Source organism: Bacillus daqingensis, assembly GCF_042654445.1.
GTDB lineage: Bacteria > Bacillota > Bacilli > Bacillales > Salisediminibacteriaceae > Alkalicoccus > Alkalicoccus luteus.
Window position 1 is genome coordinate 142,261 of the sequence record NZ_JBHSGK010000004.1, and the last position, 17,335, is coordinate 159,595.

A 17,335-nucleotide genomic window follows, 5' to 3' on the forward strand; every position below is an offset into this window, starting at 1 on the left:
CTGGGATTATCAGACAGGGAGGTGGAAGGCTGTGGAGATGGAGCGCAAGCTGCGGGAATGGGAACGGGAAAAGCTGCTCAATCAGGAAACGGCTGCAACGATCTTAGCATATGAAAAGCAACAGCATCCTGCCGGTAAAAAGGCGAGGATGCCGCTGCTGATGATTGTTGGTCTCGTTTTTTTTACACTTGCGGTGTTCAGCTTTATTGCTGCAAACTGGCAGGTCATGCCGCCTCTCTTGAAAAGCGGACTCGTGCTGTCGCTGATGTGGCTGTTTTACGGGTTGGGCATGGCGTCTGAAAAGCGAGGCTTTGGAAAACCGGTGCTGTTTCGGCTGATCGGACTTGCCATGTTCGGCGCCTCCTTGATCGTCACAGCCCAGGCGTTTCATTTATCGACATCCGGTGCCATATTACCTTGGGCCGTGTTTCTTGCAGCGCTCTTCCATTACGCGATATGGCGCCATAATGCGTTCGTCGTCGCCGCATTTATAATGGGAGGCGTCACGCTCGGAATGTCTGTTCCGGCCGTTACCTGGCTGGAGTGGAGCTTGTTTACACTGGCAGCACTGATCTGGCTGGTCGTCAGCCGCGAGCAGCTTTCGCTCATTTTCAGCTGGATTCTCGTGTTTGGTTCCGGTCTTAAGCTCTGGGCAACGCCGGCATACGAAAGTCCTTTCTGGCCGGTCTGGACACTCTTTTTCCTCGTGATGCTGCTGTTCGTGCTTCAAAAAGAGCAGCGGCGAATGCTGATGCCGCTCTATCCGATATTCGGCGCCATGACGCTGCTCGTTTATCTGGCGGTTCGCGGCGAAACGGAGGGCATGCTGCCTGACTTAAGCTGGATCGAAGCATGGGGACTTGCTGCTGCGGGAGCTGTTGTACTCGGTATTAGCTTGTGGAAGCTGCGCCCGGTTGTCTGGACCTCGATATTAGGAGCAGTGGGGCTGATGCTGTTTGACCAGTCGGCGATTCTGCTTGCTGTCACAGCGGAAGCGACGGCGCTTGGCTATTTAGTTTATGCACAAAAGCGGGGCATGGTGCTGGCACCGGGATTCGTTTACTTCGTGCTTGTGCAAGCAGTCATTTACGTAATCTTTGCATGGGGACGCCTCGATATGGCCTTGTTCTTCCTGATTGGCGCCGTGCTGTTGTTTGCTCTCTCAGGCGTCGCCTGGTGGGTTAATCATCGCAGGGAAGAGGCCGTATCATGAAAAACTGGGTGATGCCGGCATTGCAGACGCTGTTTACAGTTTTGGTGATCACAAGCTTTTTTGCTGTCAGCTGGTTTGGGGAGTCCTTTACACTCCGGGCAGAGCCTTACGATCCGTTTGATCCATTTCTTGGCGAGTACGTGATGCTGCAGTACCCTGACCTTGAAACGCCGGCTGGCTTGCAGCACGGTCAGGTCTATTTCACCCTGACAGAAGGGGAAGACGGCTACGCCGTCATTGATCAAGCAGACGACCGGCCGTTTTTTGGAGCGATTGAAGGATATTCCTTTGATCAGACGATTACTGCCCCGCAGCTCGAGCAGTTTTACGTAGAGCAGGGCACGGGACCGGAGCTTGAGCGGGAAGAGAATCTTCAGGTCACGATTGATGTAGCTCCATGGGGCGCCATCCGTCCGATAGAGCTGGACGTACGCAACGAATAAGGTGAGCGGCTGTGAGCGGCCATTCGTATGCTCTAGAACAACGTTATCTCATTAGGGAAGGACCCGGCTCGCATTCTGAGCCGGGTCCTCCTTCGTTGTGCATCAGCTATTGTGCATGCTTTTTTGCAGGCTTCGCGGATTCCGACTCCAGCAGCCCGTTGCCGAGTGTGCCGTAAACCTCGTTTCGGGAAGGGTCGATCAGGTTATCACCGTCGAAGTAAGGGCGCGGGGTTTTCCATAATGCAAGAAGCGCCTTGCTCATCGGCATTTCATGATACAGGTGAGGCCAGTATTCTTTAATTTTTTGTTTCACAAGCGGATAATACTTAGAGTTAACCGCAGGAAACAAGTGATGTTCGGTATGGTGGGAGAAGTGAAAGTGGATCACGTCGACCCATTTAGGCACCGTTACCGTCAGGCTGTTTGCAAGTGGATCATTGATCTCCACCTGCGGGTTCAGCCGGTGATTTGTTGAAATATACGCCATCACGATTCCATTGGCAATCAGTAATGGAATCAGGAACATGTAGATCCAGTTGGTGACGCCTGCAATGAACAACAGGGAAATCCAGGTAGCCCAAGGCAGGATCAGCTGCAGCCAGAGCGCAGGTGCGGACGTTGCCTTGAATTCGGATACGTATGTTTTAAACATGCGCAGGGAGTGAAGCGAGAACATCACCGTCTGTGTAGCAAATTCAAAGAAAGCACGAACCGAAAGCGGCAGTCTGTAAATGAAACGCAGCATAGGGTTTCTGTGTACAGCAGCTTCCGTCAGCCATGTGTCAGGATCTTTTTCTTCATGCTGGGTATGAACGTGATGGCTCATGTTGTGCCATTTGCGCCATAGACGCGGTCCGGTGCAAAGAGGCCAGAAAAACAATCCGCCGAGCGTGTTGCGTAAAAACGGAGAACGGACGATCGTTCCATGTAAAATCTCGTGGCCAAGGAAGCCCATAGCGGCAAAGCTCATGCCGATGATCAGAGAGAGAAGCAGGTTAACGGCAAGCGGCAGGGACAATAAGACAATGCTGAGCATGGCAGCTGCCGTGATAAGCAGGTAAGCTGCACCGCCGAGAAGCTTGCCCGGGTCCGGACGGAATGCCTTTTTAGGGAGATGTTCCTTCAGCTGCTTGGCATACCAGCCAAATGAATGAAGTTCGCGCATGATCTTCCTCCTTTTATGTAATACTGCTGTGCTGAGTAAAAGCGTTGACGCGCACAGCTTACCATTATCCCCTCATGTGTACAATAGACTATTATACCTGGTACTAATGTTTCCGCCGAAAAAACCTCTGTGCTGCCGGGCCGGGCAGTACAGAGGTTTTTTTGTGAGACAGGATATACAACATGAGCGGCAGCGGCTGCTTTTATCAACGAGACCTGCAGCAAAATGGCATGGGCAGTGCCAACTGTCAGCTGACAGAAGCTGCATACACACAGGAATAAAGGGGGTATAAGTCCGCCGGCTTACCGGCTGGGCAGGCCGCTGCCTGTTGAATATATTCAGCTTAATATATTCGTTCAACGAGCAGCAAGCGGCTTCGGTAAAATAAATATTAGTATACTAATATTTAAGTTCGTTATCAAGAACGGAAGCGATTAAAATGGGTTTGTTCCCCAAAGTGCAGCAGTTTTTATGAAGGTGCGCTGTTCGAGCTTTAAGGCGGCTACCATATACTCGGCGAGATCCTCCGGCTGCATAAACTTATCGGGCTGCCGTTCTTCGCCGGGACGGGTCATGTCTGTTTCCACGAGACTCGGTGTCAGTGTAGAAACGCGGATGTTGTCGTGTCTGACTTCCTGCATTAAGGCTTCACCAAGTCCGATCACGGCAAATTTCGATGCGCTGTAAGCACTGGAGCCGCGTGTCCCCTTTAAACCAGACATAGAGGAAATATTAATGATATCGCCTCGCTGCTTTTTCTGCATACCGGGAAGAACGGCCTGCGTGACGTGCACGATTCCCATCACATTTGTCTGTAGTACTTTCTGCCAGTCGTCAGCGGAGAGCTCCATGAAGTCCCCTTTGCGGCCAATGCCAGCATTGTTGATTAAGATATCGAACGAACCAAGCTCTTCTTCAAGTTTGCGCACGGCTTCCTTGACGTCAGCTTCATCTGCCACATCTGCTGCAGCAGATGCGGAGGGGACACCAGCTTCTGCGACAAGCCGCTCCGTTTCATGGAGCGGGCCCTCCGAGCGGGAGAGCAGCCCGATCCTGCAGCCTTCAGCGGCCAGAGCCTTTGCCGTTTCCCGTCCAATACCTCTTCCAGCACCTGTAATCAAAACATTTTTTCCTGCCAGTGATTGCACGACGAACACATCCTTTCAGCATAGTATCCTGCGTTTTCATCATAGCAGAAGAAGCAGCGGCAAAAAAAGAAGCACATCGTTATTGACTTACAAAAAGTAAGTGTATATAATGAAATTATCTCGAATTCAAACTATTTTCAGGTGTATATTTTCGGCTGAAAAGGAATAGGATGCCGGAGAGTACAGAAATCAGAGGAGGCTTATAACTATGAATGGATTAAAAGGCCTGCACCACGTAACGGCTATTACGAGCAGTGCAGAAAAAAACTATGAATTCTTCACGTTTGTGTTAGGCATGAGGCTCGTCAAAAAGACGGTAAACCAGGATGACATTCAGACGTATCATCTGTTTTTCGCCGACGATAAAGGTAGTGCCGGAACGGATATGACGTTCTTTGATTTCCCGGGTATTCCAAAAGGAAGCCACGGAACGAATGAGCTCTATAAAACCGGATTCCGGGTGCCGAGCGATGAAGCACTGGAATACTGGCAGAAGCGCTTCGACAGGCTGAAGGTGCAGAACAGCGGTATAAAAGAAATTTTTGGGAAGAAGACGTTGTCCTTTGCCGATTTTGATGATCAGCAGTATATGCTCGTGTCCGACGAGCATAATGAGGGCGTTCCTGCAGGCACCCCATGGCAGGATGGACCGATCCCGCTTGAATATGCGATTACTGGACTCGGACCGCTCCACATCCGCATCGAACCATTTGATGGATTTAAAGAAATTCTGGAAAAAGCGTTTGAATTTAAGGAAATAGATGCGGACGGTTCTCTCCATTTATTTGAGGTAGGCGAAGGCGGGAACGGCGCCCAGATTATTGTTGAGAAAAATGTTGTCCTGCCGCCAGCCCAGCAGGGGTACGGTACAGTGCACCATATGGCGTTCCGCGTAGAAGACCGAGATGCTATTGAGCACTGGATTGAGCGTCTGCATGGCTTCGGCTTTCAGACTTCGGGATACGTTGACCGCTTTTACTTCAAATCGCTTTACGTGCGAACCGGTCCGCAAATCCTGTTTGAGCTGGCGACAGAAGGTCCAGGATTTATGGACGATGAGCCGTATGAAACGTTAGGGGAAAAGCTGGCTCTTCCGCCAAAGCTGGAGCCGAAGCGGGAGGAAATTGAACAGTACGTACGCCATATTGATACGGTCAGAAGCACAAAAACGATTGAAAAAGAATACGAGTAACGATACAGCTTTCGTCCGGCTCTACTCCGGACGAAAGCTTTTTATGGTGTTTATTCAGCAAAAATGAAGCGGCAGTTACAGAAGCGTTTCACACTCTCTGGCAAGCATATATTTGTAATATAATCTATTTTTGTTTACAAATAAACAAACAAAACATATAATTGTTCATAATAATTGTAGAATAGGAGTGGTGTGGATGTCCTATATGGATGAGGCTTCAATAGACGAGATTACACAAGGCTGGCTGACGCGCAACGGCATGAACTCATGCCTGTTTTGCGGATTTCAGACGGAGAACGGAGTGGTGTATCAGCATCAGGGTCACTTGTTTGAAGCAGCAAAACGAATGAGCGTACACATAACGGAGGCGCATCAGTCAGCTGCCGCAGCGCTGCTCGCGATGGACCGCCGCTATACCGGCCTGACGCAGGTACAGCAGGAGGTACTCGTTCACCTGCAAGCTGGCAGCACAGACAAACAGACAGCGGCCAAGATGGGAATAGCAGAAGCGACCGTGCGCAGTCACCGCTTTAAATTGAAGGAAAAGGAAAAGCAGGCGAAGCTGTTTCTGGCACTGATGGCGCAAAAGCCGGAGCGGGAAAAGCTGGTACCTTATCATGAGGGGGCCGTTATGAGAGACGAACGCTATGCCGTAACCGAAGCAGAAGCAGAAAAAATACTCGACACCTATTTAAAGGAGGGGAGGGAGGGGCCGCTCAGCTCATTTCCCCGCAAAGAAAAGCGGAAGCTTGTCCTGCTGCGTCACCTCACTGAGCAGTTTGAGCCAAAGCGGACGTACAAAGAGAAGGAAATAAATGATCTTTTAAAACAGAAGTATGACGATTTTGTGACGCTGCGCCGCTACCTGATCGAGTACGGGTTCCTGGACCGCAGCCGTGACGGGTCCTCCTACTGGGTGAAGCACAGCCGTCCGGCCCCGCAGGATTTCTGAAACCTTCTATGCGCCTGTCCGTACATCATGTATAATAAATATGGATTACAGACGGGGAGGAAATGACAAATGGGTAAACGCATGATGCTGTTGATCGCGACGAACATCCTTGTCTTAACGACAATTGTGATCGTCTGGTCACTTATTGTAAATTTCACTGGTATAGGAGCAGGTGGCTTTGATACAGGTGAAGGTACGCTGGGTATTGATATAGGCGCTCTAGCGCTGTTTAGCTTAATTTTCGGGTTTGCAGGCTCTTTCATTTCACTGGCTATGTCTCGCTGGGTAGCCAAGAAAATGATGAAGGTCGAAGTACTCGATCCGGAAGGCAGCTTGTCTGCGCGTGAGCGTGCGGTAGTCGAAAAGGTACACCGTTTCTCAAGAGCAGCAGGTTTGGCACATATGCCGGAGGTGGGGATTTACCGCTCGCCGGAAGTGAACGCCTTCGCAACCGGGCCGTCGAAGAAGCGGTCGCTCGTAGCGGTATCGGAAGGGCTGCTTCAGAACATGGATGAAAATGCAGTGGAAGGCGTTATCGCTCACGAGGTGGCGCACGTAGCCAACGGTGATATGGTTACGATGACGCTGCTTCAGGGGGTTGTGAACACGTTCGTTGTGTTCTTCTCCCGTGTGGCTGCCATTCTAGTGTCCCGGCTTGTCCGTTCGGAGCTGCAGTTTGTCGTTCGATTTGCGGCAATCATTATTTTTCAGATTCTCTTCTCCATACTCGGTAGTCTGGTCGTTATGGCCTTTTCCCGCTACCGGGAATACCATGCGGACCGAGGCGGGGCAGATCTTGCCGGAAGAGACAAAATGGCACACGCCCTACGCTCTTTAAAAGCTTACGTGGAGCGGGCGAACGTGAAGAACGACCGCACGGACGATTCCGCCATTCAAACGATGAAAATCAGCGGGAAAGGCGGCGTCTCCAAGCTGTTCTCATCCCACCCGGATTTGGATGACCGGATTGCACGACTCGAACAACGATAACGCAAAAAAAGCTGTTCCTGCACGTTCACGTGCGGGAACAGCTTTTTTATGTATGATAAAGCATGTTCAACTGCTTTCACCAGGAAGCTCAACGCCAAGCTCCTGAAATAAGTCCCGGGCAATCCGCATGCCGGACGCTGCTTTCGGAAAACCGGCGTAAGCTGCACAGTGCAGAATAACTTCGACAATTTCCTGAGGAGAGATACCCAGGTTGATGGCAGCACGTATATGAAATGGCAGCTGCTCGAACGCTCCCTGACTGACGAGAGAAGCCATCGTCAGCATCGTGCGCTGCTTTAATTCCAGTGAACCCGTCGTGTATACAGTGCCGAACCCGAAGGAAATCATCATTTCCGTAAATTCAGGGGAGATATCCTTGTAGCTTTGAATCATGGAAATACCATGTTCATCTGTCAGCTTTTTTAATACATCAATCCCTTTTTCATATGACTCCTTATTGTTCACGTCCATCCCTCCAAATAAGAATTATCCTCTCCGCATCGTAGGCGGTATTTCATCCGGGTCTGTCATGACTTCCAAAACCGTGGTCTGTTTTAGGGGGAACAGGTTTTTCATAACTGAACGCAGGCCGTCCTCGGAATCGATTCTGTACGCGTCTGCTCCGAGTGATTCTGCAAACGAAGTGGCGTGGAGCGGTTTTTCATAGGTGGTGCCGGCAGCCCGGCCAATATTTACTTTCATCCCTTTATCAACCATATCCAATGCCTGATTATTGATGACGATAAACAGCAGTGCGGCTCCTCCGGATACAGCAGTGGATACTTCAGCGCCGTGCATGAACATACAGCCGTCGCCGGTGAGGCAGACGATATCGGCATCAGGGTCAGCAAACGCTGCCCCAACAGCGTAGCCGATTCCGTGTCCCATCGCACCAAACACATCATCAAAGAAAAAGTGACCCGGCTCGCGCACGATATATCGCTGGATGGCATAAAACGTGTGGCTTCCATCATCGCCGTAAATGAAGGCACGATCAGGAAGCATCTCGTTCAGAACGTCCATGACGGAACCTGCTGAAAGCCAGCGTCCTCCTCTGCGGTCTTCTGGCTTTTGAACAGCAGGCAGGTGAATCGGCGAAGCAGGGACGGCTTCCAGACGCAAAAGCTGCTGCAGATTTAAACGGAGATCTCCGGCGATCGTGAGAGAAGGACGAGGAAAAGACATTCCGGTGACATGCTGCCGGGCATCAAAGTGAATGATCCGCTCCGGATAATGTTCCGGCTTCCATCCGGCGACGCTCATGTCACTGAGCGATGAACCGCAGACGATAAGCAGATCCGTTCCCTGCTCGATATAAGCATGTGCCTGTTCAGTCCCGCCAAGTCCGAATGCACCGAGTGAAAGGGAATGATCATCCGGAAACGTTCCTTTGCCGCCTGGTGTTGTCATGACAGGCAGCTGATACAATTCGGCAAATGCCCGCACCTCTGAATAAGCTCCGCTCGTGTGGACGCCTTTCCCGAGCAGAAGAACCGGGCGTCTGGCTGAGACCGCTGCCGCCGGAAACTCTTTAATGCGCAGAGAATAGGTGAGATCAGGCTCGGGCATATCGTAGGAAAACGGCTCTGCTTCAGCCATCAGTACATCGGCAGGGATGCTGAGATGGACCGGGCCCGGGACGCCCTCGACAGCTGTTTTTACAGCGTGAAGCAGCATTGGACCGACTTGGTCAGCCCGCTCAACCTGCGCACTGAATTTTGTCACAGGCTTAAACAACGCTTCCGTATCGGTGCCAAAAAAACTTGAATCCTGTCCCTGTGGCTTACCGGTGTTTCCTGCCGACGGGTGGCCGGTGAAGAAAAGAACCGGGAGACCGGACGCTTTTGCCTGAGCAGCGGCAGTCAGCATGTTCGTGGCCCCGGGACCGGATGTGCCGACGGCTGCACCGAGTCCTCTTACCTGCATGGCATAGCCCGCTGCTTCATAGCCTGCGCCGCCTTCATGCCGGCTGAGTACGAACGTGATGCCGCTGTCTTCAGCAGCAAGAATGAACGGGACGACAGGTTTTCCAGGTATGCCGAACAGGTGGTGAATTCCCCAGCGGTGAAGCTGTTCCGCGATCAGTAAAGCCGTTCGTTTCATTCGTCATGACACCTCTTCCAATAGATTGGTCAGCCTGCCGTTTTTTCCGCAATACGTTGCTGCAGTTCATGATAGGAAGTGGAGATCGTATCGGGAGAGATCGGCTCCATAAAATAATAGCCTTGAATATACGTGCAGCCGAGGTCGCGCAGCGTTTTAAACTGGCACCACTCCTCGACTCCTTCTGCGGTTACGTGCAGCTCCAGCGCTCCAGCCATCGCTATGATCGTTTTAATCAGTGCAGCGCCATTGCTTCCGGCTGCAAGATCATCAACAAAGAACTTGTCGATCTTCAGCGTATCAATGCGAAACTGCTTTAAATAGAAAAGAGAGCTGTACCCGGTTCCGAAATCGTCCATGCTAATTGCCAGACCGAGGCCTTTCAGCTCTTCCAGTACGCTTGCGGCATAGTTGGAGTCCATCGCCATCGATTCGGTGATTTCAAAATCGAGATAGCGCGGATCAATCCCGGAGCGGGTGATCACGTCAGCTGTAAATTCGGTGAAATCCTGCTTTAAAAACTGCTGTGCTGAAAGATTGAGGCTGATTTTGAGTGGAGGAAGCCCTTCGCTCAGCCATTGCATATGCTGCCTGCAGGCCTCCTGAATCACCCAGTCGCCAATTGGAACTATCAGTCCGGTTTTTTCTGCAAGCGGGATAAAGGCTGACGGACTCAGCATCCCTCTTTCTGGATGCTGCCAGCGGATCAGTGCTTCGAAGCCGGAAATATGTCCGGTATTGGTTTCCACAAGCGGCTGGTAAAACAAGCGCAGTTCATTGTTTCTAACTGCAGCCCTCAGGTCATTTTCTAAAAGCAGCTCATCGCTGGAGTTCACGTACATTTCCGGTGAGAACATACGGTAATCGTTTTTCCCCTGGGATTTAGCTTTGTACATTGCCGCATCGACGTGCACCATATAGTCTTCAAGACTCGGGGGAGCCTCTTCATACACCGCCGCCCCGATGCTAGCCGTCATATAAAAGCTTCGTTCTCCAAGGTAAAAGGGCTGCTGAAACTGATCCAGCAGATGTTTCGCAAACTGGTTGACAGAGGTCTCGCTGGTTACATCGGTGAGCAGCACCATAAACTCATCACCGCTTATGCGTGCCAGAAGCTGCGAACTGTCCACACAATCCTGGAGCCTCTCAGCGACAGATTGAAGCAGCTTGTCGCCGTTGGAATGGCCGAACGTGTCGTTAATATTTTTAAAGCCGTCTAGATCGATTAAAAGGAGCGCCGTACCGGTCGCATCTTGTTCAATCAAATCTTCCAGCTCACTTTGAAAGTAACGCCTGTTCGGTAGCGTGGTCAATTCGTCGTGGTAAGCGAGATAATTGTACTGCTCCTGGAGCTGGTAACGCTCTGTAATGTCACGCAGCTGCGCAAAAGCACCAATGATCTTTGCATTTTTCGCGTCGTAAATCGGCTGCGCATCAAACAGGCAGATATGTTCATGATTCAGATTGTTGATAAATTTCATTTCAACATCCTTAAACTGCTTTTCGTGATGCAGTACCTGATAAAAATAGTCTCCGGTGATATCGGATTTAAAAATATCACGGCCGATTATCTCCTCCCGCTTAAAGCCGGAGAGCTTTTCGGCAAAATCGTTGTATTCCGTCACCGTTCCTTCTGTATCCGTAATAATGACAGCGTTCCGAGTACGCTGCAGCATAATCTGATTCAAAATGTTTAAACGGCGGTTCTGCTTCCGCAAAAGCAGCTCGCGTTCGATCGAATCGACGACGTTCATCAGCATGTTCAGAAACAAGCTGTTCTCAAGCTGGATGCCCGTCATAATCGAAACGGTTCCGAGCAGATTGTCCAGATCTGTATAGTGAAAAGGGGCAGAATAGCAGGCAGAGCCGTGCAGAAATTCGAAATAATGATCGTCGCCGATTAAAGCGACGGGATGCTCCTGCTGCAGCGCAAGTGAAATAACGTTCGTTCCAAGATCCTCCTGTGTAAAGCGGACCCCTGTCTCAATCCCGAGCTGCTGCACGGTTGAGCGGATCGTGTCATCTCCGTCAATTTTTAAAATATATCCTCGTTCGTCCGAAATGACGATCAGTACCGGTGTTCCGGCGAGTGAATGAAGCACCTTTTTAGCAAAGAAATCGACAACTTCCAGTATTTCTTCGTATTCGTCCCGCTTCTCTGCAAGCTCTTCAGCAGACATTTTTTCTTTCGGTATCCGGATCTCAGCAGGATCCATGCCGGCTTCCTCGCACATTCTGCGTGACTGCTGTACAAAATCTTCTAAAGATGCGTCCTTCATTCGTATCACCGTCCTTTGCACTCATTATACTCGTTCTTCATGAAGAACAATACTCACAACTGTTCAGATTGATGAAGAGAGGTGAATGGACCGGTTCTTTATACCTATAAAACACCGAGCGAACTTGAAGCTTAAGGGACCTGTGGAAGATCAGGCAGCGAGCCTGGTGCCGGCTGCTTTAAACGAGCCGACTGGTGTGTGTTACGATAGGCATATAAACCTTTAGAACGGAAGGGTGACCTAGATGATCACGCTGCATCGACTGCAAAAGGAAAACTGGCCTCAGGCAGCGGCTGTTTATAAAGCTGGTATGGATAATGGGGACGCAACGTTTGAAACAGAAGTGGCAGACTGGGAAACCTGGAATCACAGCCATCACGCCTTTGCACGGATTGCAGCCTGCTGGAACGGTACGTTTGCCGGATGGGCTGCCCTGTCACCGGTTTCTCCGCGACTGGTTTATGCCGGCGTTGCCGAGGTCAGTGTTTATGTGGATCCAGACTTCAGCGGTAAAGGTATCGGCTCCAGTCTTCTTAAGGAAATCGAACGGGAAGGTGCTGTAAACGGAATCTGGACGCTGCAGTCGGTTATTTTCTCATCCAATAAAGGAAGTCTGCATGTACATCAAAAATCAGGGTTCCGGACTGTCGGCTATCGGGAAAGGATAGCAGTAAGGGATGGCGTCTGGCACGACACCGTGCTTATGGAAAAACGACTGCCCGATCAGCCAGCACAGAAGGAGGTTCACGATGAAATACAGCACAATCATGTATGATGCATATGGTACATTGTTTGATCTTCGCTCGGTAGAAGGAGCACTGTCAGAATACTATCCTCAGCAGTCCGCTTCCATCGGACAGCTCTGGCGAAAAAAACAGATCGAATACGCCTTTACCGTCCAGATGAGCGGAAGCTATCGTCCGTTTTCGGTTATTACCGAAGAGGCACTGCGGACAGCACTGCATGCGGAAACTGGTTCAACTGCTGCTGATGCGGTGAACCGGGGCATGCGGGCTTATGAAAAACTGAGCCTGTTTCCTGAAAGTGCACCTGTCTTGCAGCAGCTGAACGGACCGCTCCACATGATCGTATCTAACGGCTCCAGAGATATGCTTGAGCCGTTGATTGAACAGTCGGCTGTCGCACCGGAAATAGACCGGATTGTGAGCGTCGATGATATCAAGCAGTACAAGCCGTCCTCAGCCGCCTATTATCACGCGATGAGAGAGGCGGGCGTTTCCAGAAGCAGTATTCTTTTCGTATCCTCCAATACATGGGATATCATCGGTGCGAAGACATTTGGATTTGATACATTGTGGATCAGCCGAGATAAAGCAGCTTTTGAGTCCGTGCCGGTGCAGCCGGACTATATCGCAGAAGATCTTCACTTTTTAACCGAGCTTTTTGCGGATTAAGCACAGATCGCAGCACGAATGCAAATAAAACCGTTCTGCCAGGGGAAAGCAGAACGGTTTTTTAAAGTATGAAGCGAATGGAAAGGGCAGGCTGTTCTCACAAAGAAAGTATATACCTTTCAGTGCAAAAGCATGAACCTCACAGTCCCTAAAGCTTCAGCTTTCCGCTAACAATGGCCGGCAGCTTGTTACGAGCATCAACATAGAAGGGCTTAGCGATTAAACAAATTAGCTTTTCCGTCAAAAACGTTCAACTATTTAAGAGAGGCAGCTTCTTATGCCGTCCGTTTCTTCTCAGAATCGGGCGGCTTTTTCAGGCTGCGGCGGGCGCAGCCAGGCGCGAGTGCATGATATACACCGCCAGCAGAGCGAAGGAAGAAATGCCCCAGAAAGTCAGCAGACCCGGTACGAAAAAGAACAGCGTAAGCAGAGCAGCTGTGCCGCCTGCAGCTTTTACAAACAGCAGCGGTTTGCTGAATGGGACAAACAAAGCGGCCTGCAGCGAAATGCTGAAACGTTTTTCGGAAAGCACCTCCTGGGCTGGAAAGAAAAAAAGAAGCACGATCAGAAGCAGCACGGCACAGATGATCATGCCCGCAAGCAGCAGCGGAACAGCCGGTCCATTTAACTGAAATACAAGCATGGTATTGAGCGTGATAATGGCAGCACCAGCCCAAAAGAAAAGTCCGTACACGTTCGCACGCCGGAAGCTGCTTCGGTACACGTTCCAGAAGGTAGGCATGACATCGTTCAGCGTTTCACCTGCCACCAGCCGTCTCAGGCAGTGGGAAAGCGCGGCGGAAGCTGGAAATAATCCAAGCAGGACGCCTCCGGCAGCCGTGAAAAGAACCCAAAGAAAATTTAAATAGGCAAGCTTCACCATCCAGTCGCATGCAGCATACACCGGGTTTCCCATCCACGTGATCAGCATGGTTATTCCTCCTCATATAAAAAGTAATCAAAGTCGGCGGCACGCTTCATGCCGCTGTAATCTTGACAGGCCATGCCGACAAAGGTGCCGGTAAAGCGAACCTGCGCAGCTGAGTCGTCCGACATGTGAGTCGTATCCAAAACTGGTCCGATCCGTGTCCATTCCGTCGTACGTTCATCTTTATAGGAGAGAGTCATCGTATCGTGATCGATATCTGCGCGAAGCTGCACGGCTCCTGTTTGAGCCGTTCGGACCGGTGCCAGCAGCAGCTCTTCATACTCGCCGCCTTTTGTACGAATGATCTGCAGGACTCTTCCTTTTTCTTCGTGCCCGGTTAAGTGCAGGTATACATGATCCTCTGTGTCGTAATATATAACGAGGCCCGCTTTATGCTGATAGTATTCCGGGTCAAAGGATACAGAGGTTTCTGCCGTGCAGCGAAAGGATGTCTGCCGGCGTGCAACAAGGCTTTGGTTGTGTAAGGAGCCAAGAGATTCACGACCGTAGAGACGCAGCCAGCCCGGGTTGGCTGACAGCGAACACCATGACTTATCCATCGGTACGCGCAGGGAATTCCAGTGGCCGCTCAGCTCATCGGCATCAAAATCATCCTTGGCATTCTCTTGCGGATAGGGCTGCACCGGCAAATCTGGAGCAGGTGTCTCCATATCGGGATAGCGTGTGCCATTCGCAAGCCGGAGCCAGCCGTCTTCTGTCCATTCGACTTTCTGAATCGCCGTTTCTCTTCCGAGCGTGCAGTAGGAGCCGTTTAACGGCCGTCCGCAGAGATGGACGAAATACCACTCACCGTTCGGAGTATCGACGAGGCTGCCGTGTCCTGCTTTTTGAAGGCCTGAATCAGGCTTTCCCTGAGCGGTGATGAGCGGATAGTCCGGGTCTGTCTCATAGGGACCCCAAATACTGCGGGACCGGGCAACAGTTTCAGCGTGATCGTACTCTGTTCCGCCTTCTGCGACGAGCAGGTAGTACCAATCATCTTTTTTATAAATATGAGGCCCCTCCGTCAGCTTGATCTCCGTTCCGGTATAAATCGTTTTAACCGGCCCGGTGAGCTTTTGCTCCGCTTCGGAAAACTCCTGCAGGACGATGCCGGCGAATGGATTTCGTCCGGAACGGTAGTCCCAGATCATATTCATGAACCATTTGCGTCCGTCATCATCATGGAAAAGAGAAGGATCGAAGCCGCTGCTGTTCAGATAAACCGGCTCCGACCACGGCCCCTCAATGGCAGGCGCAGTCACAAGATAGTTATGTGCATCCTTGTAGGCGCCGTGCCACTGCTTCACGTCTGTGTAAATCAAGTAAAATGTGCCGTTGTGATAGGAAAGGTCCGGAGCCCAGACGCCGCCGGAATTCATGTTTCCTTTCATATCGAGCTGGGAACGGCGCGTCAGCGGAGAAGCAGCAAACTGCCAATTTTGCAAATCTTTGGAGCGGTGAATCCGGACGCCGGGAAACCACTCAAACGTCGAAGTAGCGATATAAAATTCGTCTTCAACACGCAAAATGGAAGGGTCGGCATGAAAGCCCGGGAGAATTGGATTTTGAATGGTGGACATAAACAAACACTCCTTCAGCTAAAATAAACAGCACCTATGTAAGGGAGGAGAGAGGAGAATCCTCCCTCCATGCGGCTATCCTTTTACAGATCCGCTCGTCATCCCTTCTACAATTTTATTGCTCAAAATAAGAAACGCGATCAGAATCGGCAGCATGCTGATGACGAGGGTAGCACCGATGGCGCCCCAGTCGGTTGAGTACTGGCCGATAAAGTTCTGAATCCCGACGGTCAGCGTTTTCAAGCTGTCCGAGCTGATAAACGTATTAACAAAAACGAACTCGTTCCAGTTGTAAATCATATTGATGATCGCCGTTGTTGCAACGACCGGAGCCGTGATCGGCAGGATGATCCGGAAGAACATCCGGTGAATCGAGCATCCATCCATAATGGCTGCCTCTTCAAGCTCACGAGGGAGCGTATAATAAAAGCCGAGCAGAATCATCATCGTCAGCGGCAGGTTAAACGCCGTATACGTTAAGATAATCGACAAGTGATGGTCCATCAGGCCAATCGTATTGAAAAAGCTGAACAGCGGAATCAAAGTGGAATGGACCGGGATCATCAGGCCGACCATAAACAGTCCGAGGACAAGTTTATTCAGCTTCCACTGCATTCTTGTGATCGCAAACGTCACAAGGCTTGCAAGCAGAACCGTCAGAATCACAGCGGTACCGGTCACGATGACGCTGTTAAAAAAGTACAGTCCGATATTGCCATCCGTCCACACTCTCGCATAGTTACTCCACTGCGGATCAGCAGGGAGAGCGAACGGAGCGAGGTTAAACACTTCCTGGTTATCTTTTAGTGAAAAGAGCACGAGCCAGATCAGCGGAAGGATCTGAAGCACCGCAACAAGGCCGAGAATGACATAGAGCAGCAGCTTTCCCGGACGAATCCGCAGCGATCCGAGGCGAAGCCCTTCTGTTTTTTCAACAGCAGCAGTATTAGAAGGCATCTGCAGTTCCTCCTTTAATTAATATTGAACTTCATCTTTGGAAGCCGTTGCTTTGCGAATGAGATAGGTCACGATCAAAATGAGCACGAGCAGGAAGAAGCCGACGGCACTTCCATAGCCGAAGTCATTGGATCGAAACGCAAGCTTGTACATGTAGGAGGCCATTACTTCACTGGCTCCGTTCGGGCCGCCGTCAGTCATAACATAAATCAGGTCAAAGTATTTCAATGAACCGATCACGGCAAGCACAATAGTCACCTTAATGATGCCCGATATAAGCGGGAGCTTGATTTTATAGGCGATCTGAAGCGGGGAGGCGCCGTCGATCTTCGCGGCTTCCTCAAGCTCCTTCGGAATGTTTTTCAGCGCTGCGTAATAAATAATGATGTAGAAACCGGCATACTGCCAGATGATTGGAACAAAAATCGCGAATAGAACGAGACTCGTATCGGCAAGCCACATCGGTGGATTTTCAATTCCGATCGATGTTAAAAACCGGTTCATCACCCCGTTGGATGGATGATAAATACGGATCCACAGCTGGGCGATCGCGACGCTTGAGAGCAGCATCGGAATGAGAAAAATTTTACGGAACATATCGGCGCCTTTGATATTGCCTGCCAATACGAGGGAAACCGTTAAATAAAGCGCGAGGCTTCCAACCGAGAAAAGCGCGAGCAGCAGCGAATGCCAGGCACTGCGCCAGAACATCGTATCTCCGATTAAATTTGCATAGTTTTCAAGCCCGATAAACTCCATGCCGCCAATCCCGTCCCAGTCCATCAGGCCGTAATAGCCCGTCAGGACGATCGGAACATAGATTAACGTAAGTATAAGAAGCAGGGCAGGCAGCGTGTATAGTGCGATCACGCGCTTATCCGACATGATCTGATTCATAAAGACGAACCCCTTTCGTTACGGTCAGCTGGATTAAAAATGCCCCGTAAATTCACGGAGGAACTTACGG

At 50.6% G+C, this 17,335-nt stretch carries 16 protein-coding genes; 7 read left to right on the forward strand and 9 right to left on the reverse strand.

The genetic code is table 11. The annotated features are described in order from the left end of the window. Positions 1-37: 37 nt before the first annotated feature. Both ACFO4L_RS05540 and ACFO4L_RS05545 read left to right on the forward strand, forming a co-directional pair. Positions 38-1,213, forward strand: a complete 1,176-nt coding sequence (locus ACFO4L_RS05540; RefSeq protein WP_377908860.1) for a DUF2157 domain-containing protein — start codon at positions 38-40, stop codon at positions 1,211-1,213. Further along, positions 1,210-1,656: a GDYXXLXY domain-containing protein gene (locus ACFO4L_RS05545; protein WP_377908705.1), complete on the forward strand. Its 447-nt coding sequence runs from the start codon at positions 1,210-1,212 to the stop codon at positions 1,654-1,656. Before ACFO4L_RS05540 ends, ACFO4L_RS05545 begins: the two co-directional genes overlap by 4 nt. A gap of 106 nt (positions 1,657-1,762) precedes the next feature. Here the strand turns inward: ACFO4L_RS05545 and desB are convergent, their stop codons facing one another. Together desB and ACFO4L_RS05555 are read right to left on the reverse strand one after the other, a co-directional pair. Next, a complete protein-coding gene (gene desB, locus ACFO4L_RS05550; protein WP_377908706.1) occupies positions 1,763-2,821 on the reverse strand; it encodes a Delta(10) desaturase DesB in 1,059 nt (352 codons plus the stop codon). A gap of 434 nt (positions 2,822-3,255) precedes the next feature. Beyond that, complete coding sequence (locus tag ACFO4L_RS05555) at positions 3,256-3,969, reverse strand: 3-ketoacyl-ACP reductase (protein ID WP_377908707.1); 714 nt, start codon at positions 3,967-3,969, stop codon at positions 3,256-3,258. A 208-nt stretch (positions 3,970-4,177) separates the two neighbouring features. On the opposite strand from ACFO4L_RS05555, the gene ACFO4L_RS05560 reads away from it, so the two are divergent. The 3 genes from ACFO4L_RS05560 (at position 4,178) to htpX (ending at position 7,103) form a co-directional block, all read left to right on the forward strand. After that, positions 4,178-5,161 (forward strand): ring-cleaving dioxygenase, encoded by a 984-nt coding sequence (locus ACFO4L_RS05560; protein ID WP_377908708.1) that lies wholly within the window; start codon positions 4,178-4,180, stop codon positions 5,159-5,161. Between the two features lie 196 nt (positions 5,162-5,357). Next, positions 5,358-6,113, forward strand: coding sequence for a DUF2087 domain-containing protein (locus tag ACFO4L_RS05565; protein ID WP_377908709.1), 756 nt, complete (start codon positions 5,358-5,360; stop codon positions 6,111-6,113). 69 nt (positions 6,114-6,182) lie between these two features. Further along, entirely contained in the window at positions 6,183-7,103 is a 921-nt protein-coding gene (gene htpX, locus ACFO4L_RS05570) for a protease HtpX (RefSeq protein WP_377908710.1), read from the forward strand. Between the two features lie 66 nt (positions 7,104-7,169). Here htpX and ACFO4L_RS05575 read toward each other — a convergent pair whose 3' ends face one another. The 3 genes from ACFO4L_RS05575 to ACFO4L_RS05585 are packed head-to-tail and all read right to left on the reverse strand — an operon-like array spanning position 7,170 to position 11,485. Next, positions 7,170-7,568, reverse strand: a complete 399-nt coding sequence (locus ACFO4L_RS05575; protein WP_343033687.1) for a carboxymuconolactone decarboxylase family protein — start codon at positions 7,566-7,568, stop codon at positions 7,170-7,172. A 21-nt stretch (positions 7,569-7,589) separates the two neighbouring features. Beyond that, complete coding sequence (locus tag ACFO4L_RS05580; RefSeq protein WP_377908711.1) at positions 7,590-9,206, reverse strand: thiamine pyrophosphate-binding protein; 1,617 nt, start codon at positions 9,204-9,206, stop codon at positions 7,590-7,592. Between the two features lie 29 nt (positions 9,207-9,235). Next, positions 9,236-11,485 carry a putative bifunctional diguanylate cyclase/phosphodiesterase gene (locus tag ACFO4L_RS05585; protein WP_377908712.1) on the reverse strand — a complete coding sequence of 750 codons (2,250 nt, stop codon included), beginning with the start codon at positions 11,483-11,485 and terminating at the stop codon, positions 9,236-9,238. A 244-nt stretch (positions 11,486-11,729) separates the two neighbouring features. On the opposite strand from ACFO4L_RS05585, the gene ACFO4L_RS05590 reads away from it, so the two are divergent. After that, positions 11,730-12,260, forward strand: a complete 531-nt coding sequence (locus tag ACFO4L_RS05590; protein ID WP_377908713.1) for a GNAT family N-acetyltransferase — start codon at positions 11,730-11,732, stop codon at positions 12,258-12,260. After that, positions 12,235-12,900 carry a haloacid dehalogenase type II gene (locus ACFO4L_RS05595; RefSeq protein WP_377908714.1) on the forward strand — a complete coding sequence of 222 codons (666 nt, stop codon included), beginning with the start codon at positions 12,235-12,237 and terminating at the stop codon, positions 12,898-12,900. The genes ACFO4L_RS05590 and ACFO4L_RS05595 overlap by 26 nt, the downstream gene beginning before the upstream one ends. 313 nt (positions 12,901-13,213) lie before the next feature. Here the strand turns inward: ACFO4L_RS05595 and ACFO4L_RS05600 are convergent, their stop codons facing one another. From ACFO4L_RS05600 to ACFO4L_RS05615, 4 genes are all read right to left on the reverse strand, one after another. Continuing rightward, positions 13,214-13,831, reverse strand: a complete 618-nt coding sequence (locus tag ACFO4L_RS05600; RefSeq protein WP_377908715.1) for a YesL family protein — start codon at positions 13,829-13,831, stop codon at positions 13,214-13,216. A gap of 2 nt (positions 13,832-13,833) precedes the next feature. Continuing rightward, the gene (locus ACFO4L_RS05605) at positions 13,834-15,411 is read right to left on the reverse strand and encodes a glycoside hydrolase family 43 protein (RefSeq protein WP_377908716.1); all 1,578 of its coding nucleotides are present in this window, start codon (positions 15,409-15,411) and stop codon (positions 13,834-13,836) included. Between the two features lie 75 nt (positions 15,412-15,486). Then, positions 15,487-16,368 carry a carbohydrate ABC transporter permease gene (locus tag ACFO4L_RS05610; protein ID WP_168006533.1) on the reverse strand — a complete coding sequence of 294 codons (882 nt, stop codon included), beginning with the start codon at positions 16,366-16,368 and terminating at the stop codon, positions 15,487-15,489. Positions 16,369-16,386: 18 nt separating this feature from the next. Beyond that, positions 16,387-17,265, reverse strand: coding sequence for a carbohydrate ABC transporter permease (locus tag ACFO4L_RS05615; RefSeq protein ID WP_168006531.1), 879 nt, complete (start codon positions 17,263-17,265; stop codon positions 16,387-16,389). Between the last annotated feature and the right edge of the window lie 70 nt (positions 17,266-17,335).

Bases quoted from the DNA above. Each gene is read 5' to 3' on its own strand.
- ACFO4L_RS05540 (WP_377908860.1), top strand. From the start codon at position 38: ATGGAGCGCAAGCTGCGGGAATGGGAACGGGAAAAGCTGCTCAATCAG.
- ACFO4L_RS05545 (WP_377908705.1), top strand. From the start codon at position 1,210: ATGAAAAACTGGGTGATGCCGGCATTGCAGACGCTGTTTACAGTTTTG.
- desB (WP_377908706.1), bottom strand. From the start codon at position 2,821: ATGCGCGAACTTCATTCATTTGGCTGGTATGCCAAGCAGCTGAAGGAA.
- ACFO4L_RS05560 (WP_377908708.1), top strand. From the start codon at position 4,178: ATGAATGGATTAAAAGGCCTGCACCACGTAACGGCTATTACGAGCAGT.
- ACFO4L_RS05565 (WP_377908709.1), top strand. From the start codon at position 5,358: ATGTCCTATATGGATGAGGCTTCAATAGACGAGATTACACAAGGCTGG.
- htpX (WP_377908710.1), top strand. From the start codon at position 6,183: ATGGGTAAACGCATGATGCTGTTGATCGCGACGAACATCCTTGTCTTA.
- ACFO4L_RS05580 (WP_377908711.1), bottom strand. From the start codon at position 9,206: ATGAAACGAACGGCTTTACTGATCGCGGAACAGCTTCACCGCTGGGGA.
- ACFO4L_RS05585 (WP_377908712.1), bottom strand. From the start codon at position 11,485: ATGAAGGACGCATCTTTAGAAGATTTTGTACAGCAGTCACGCAGAATG.
- ACFO4L_RS05590 (WP_377908713.1), top strand. From the start codon at position 11,730: ATGATCACGCTGCATCGACTGCAAAAGGAAAACTGGCCTCAGGCAGCG.
- ACFO4L_RS05595 (WP_377908714.1), top strand. From the start codon at position 12,235: ATGAAATACAGCACAATCATGTATGATGCATATGGTACATTGTTTGAT.
- ACFO4L_RS05600 (WP_377908715.1), bottom strand. From the start codon at position 13,831: ATGCTGATCACGTGGATGGGAAACCCGGTGTATGCTGCATGCGACTGG.
- ACFO4L_RS05605 (WP_377908716.1), bottom strand. From the start codon at position 15,411: ATGTCCACCATTCAAAATCCAATTCTCCCGGGCTTTCATGCCGACCCT.
- ACFO4L_RS05610 (WP_168006533.1), bottom strand. From the start codon at position 16,368: ATGCCTTCTAATACTGCTGCTGTTGAAAAAACAGAAGGGCTTCGCCTC.
- ACFO4L_RS05615 (WP_168006531.1), bottom strand. From the start codon at position 17,265: ATGAATCAGATCATGTCGGATAAGCGCGTGATCGCACTATACACGCTG.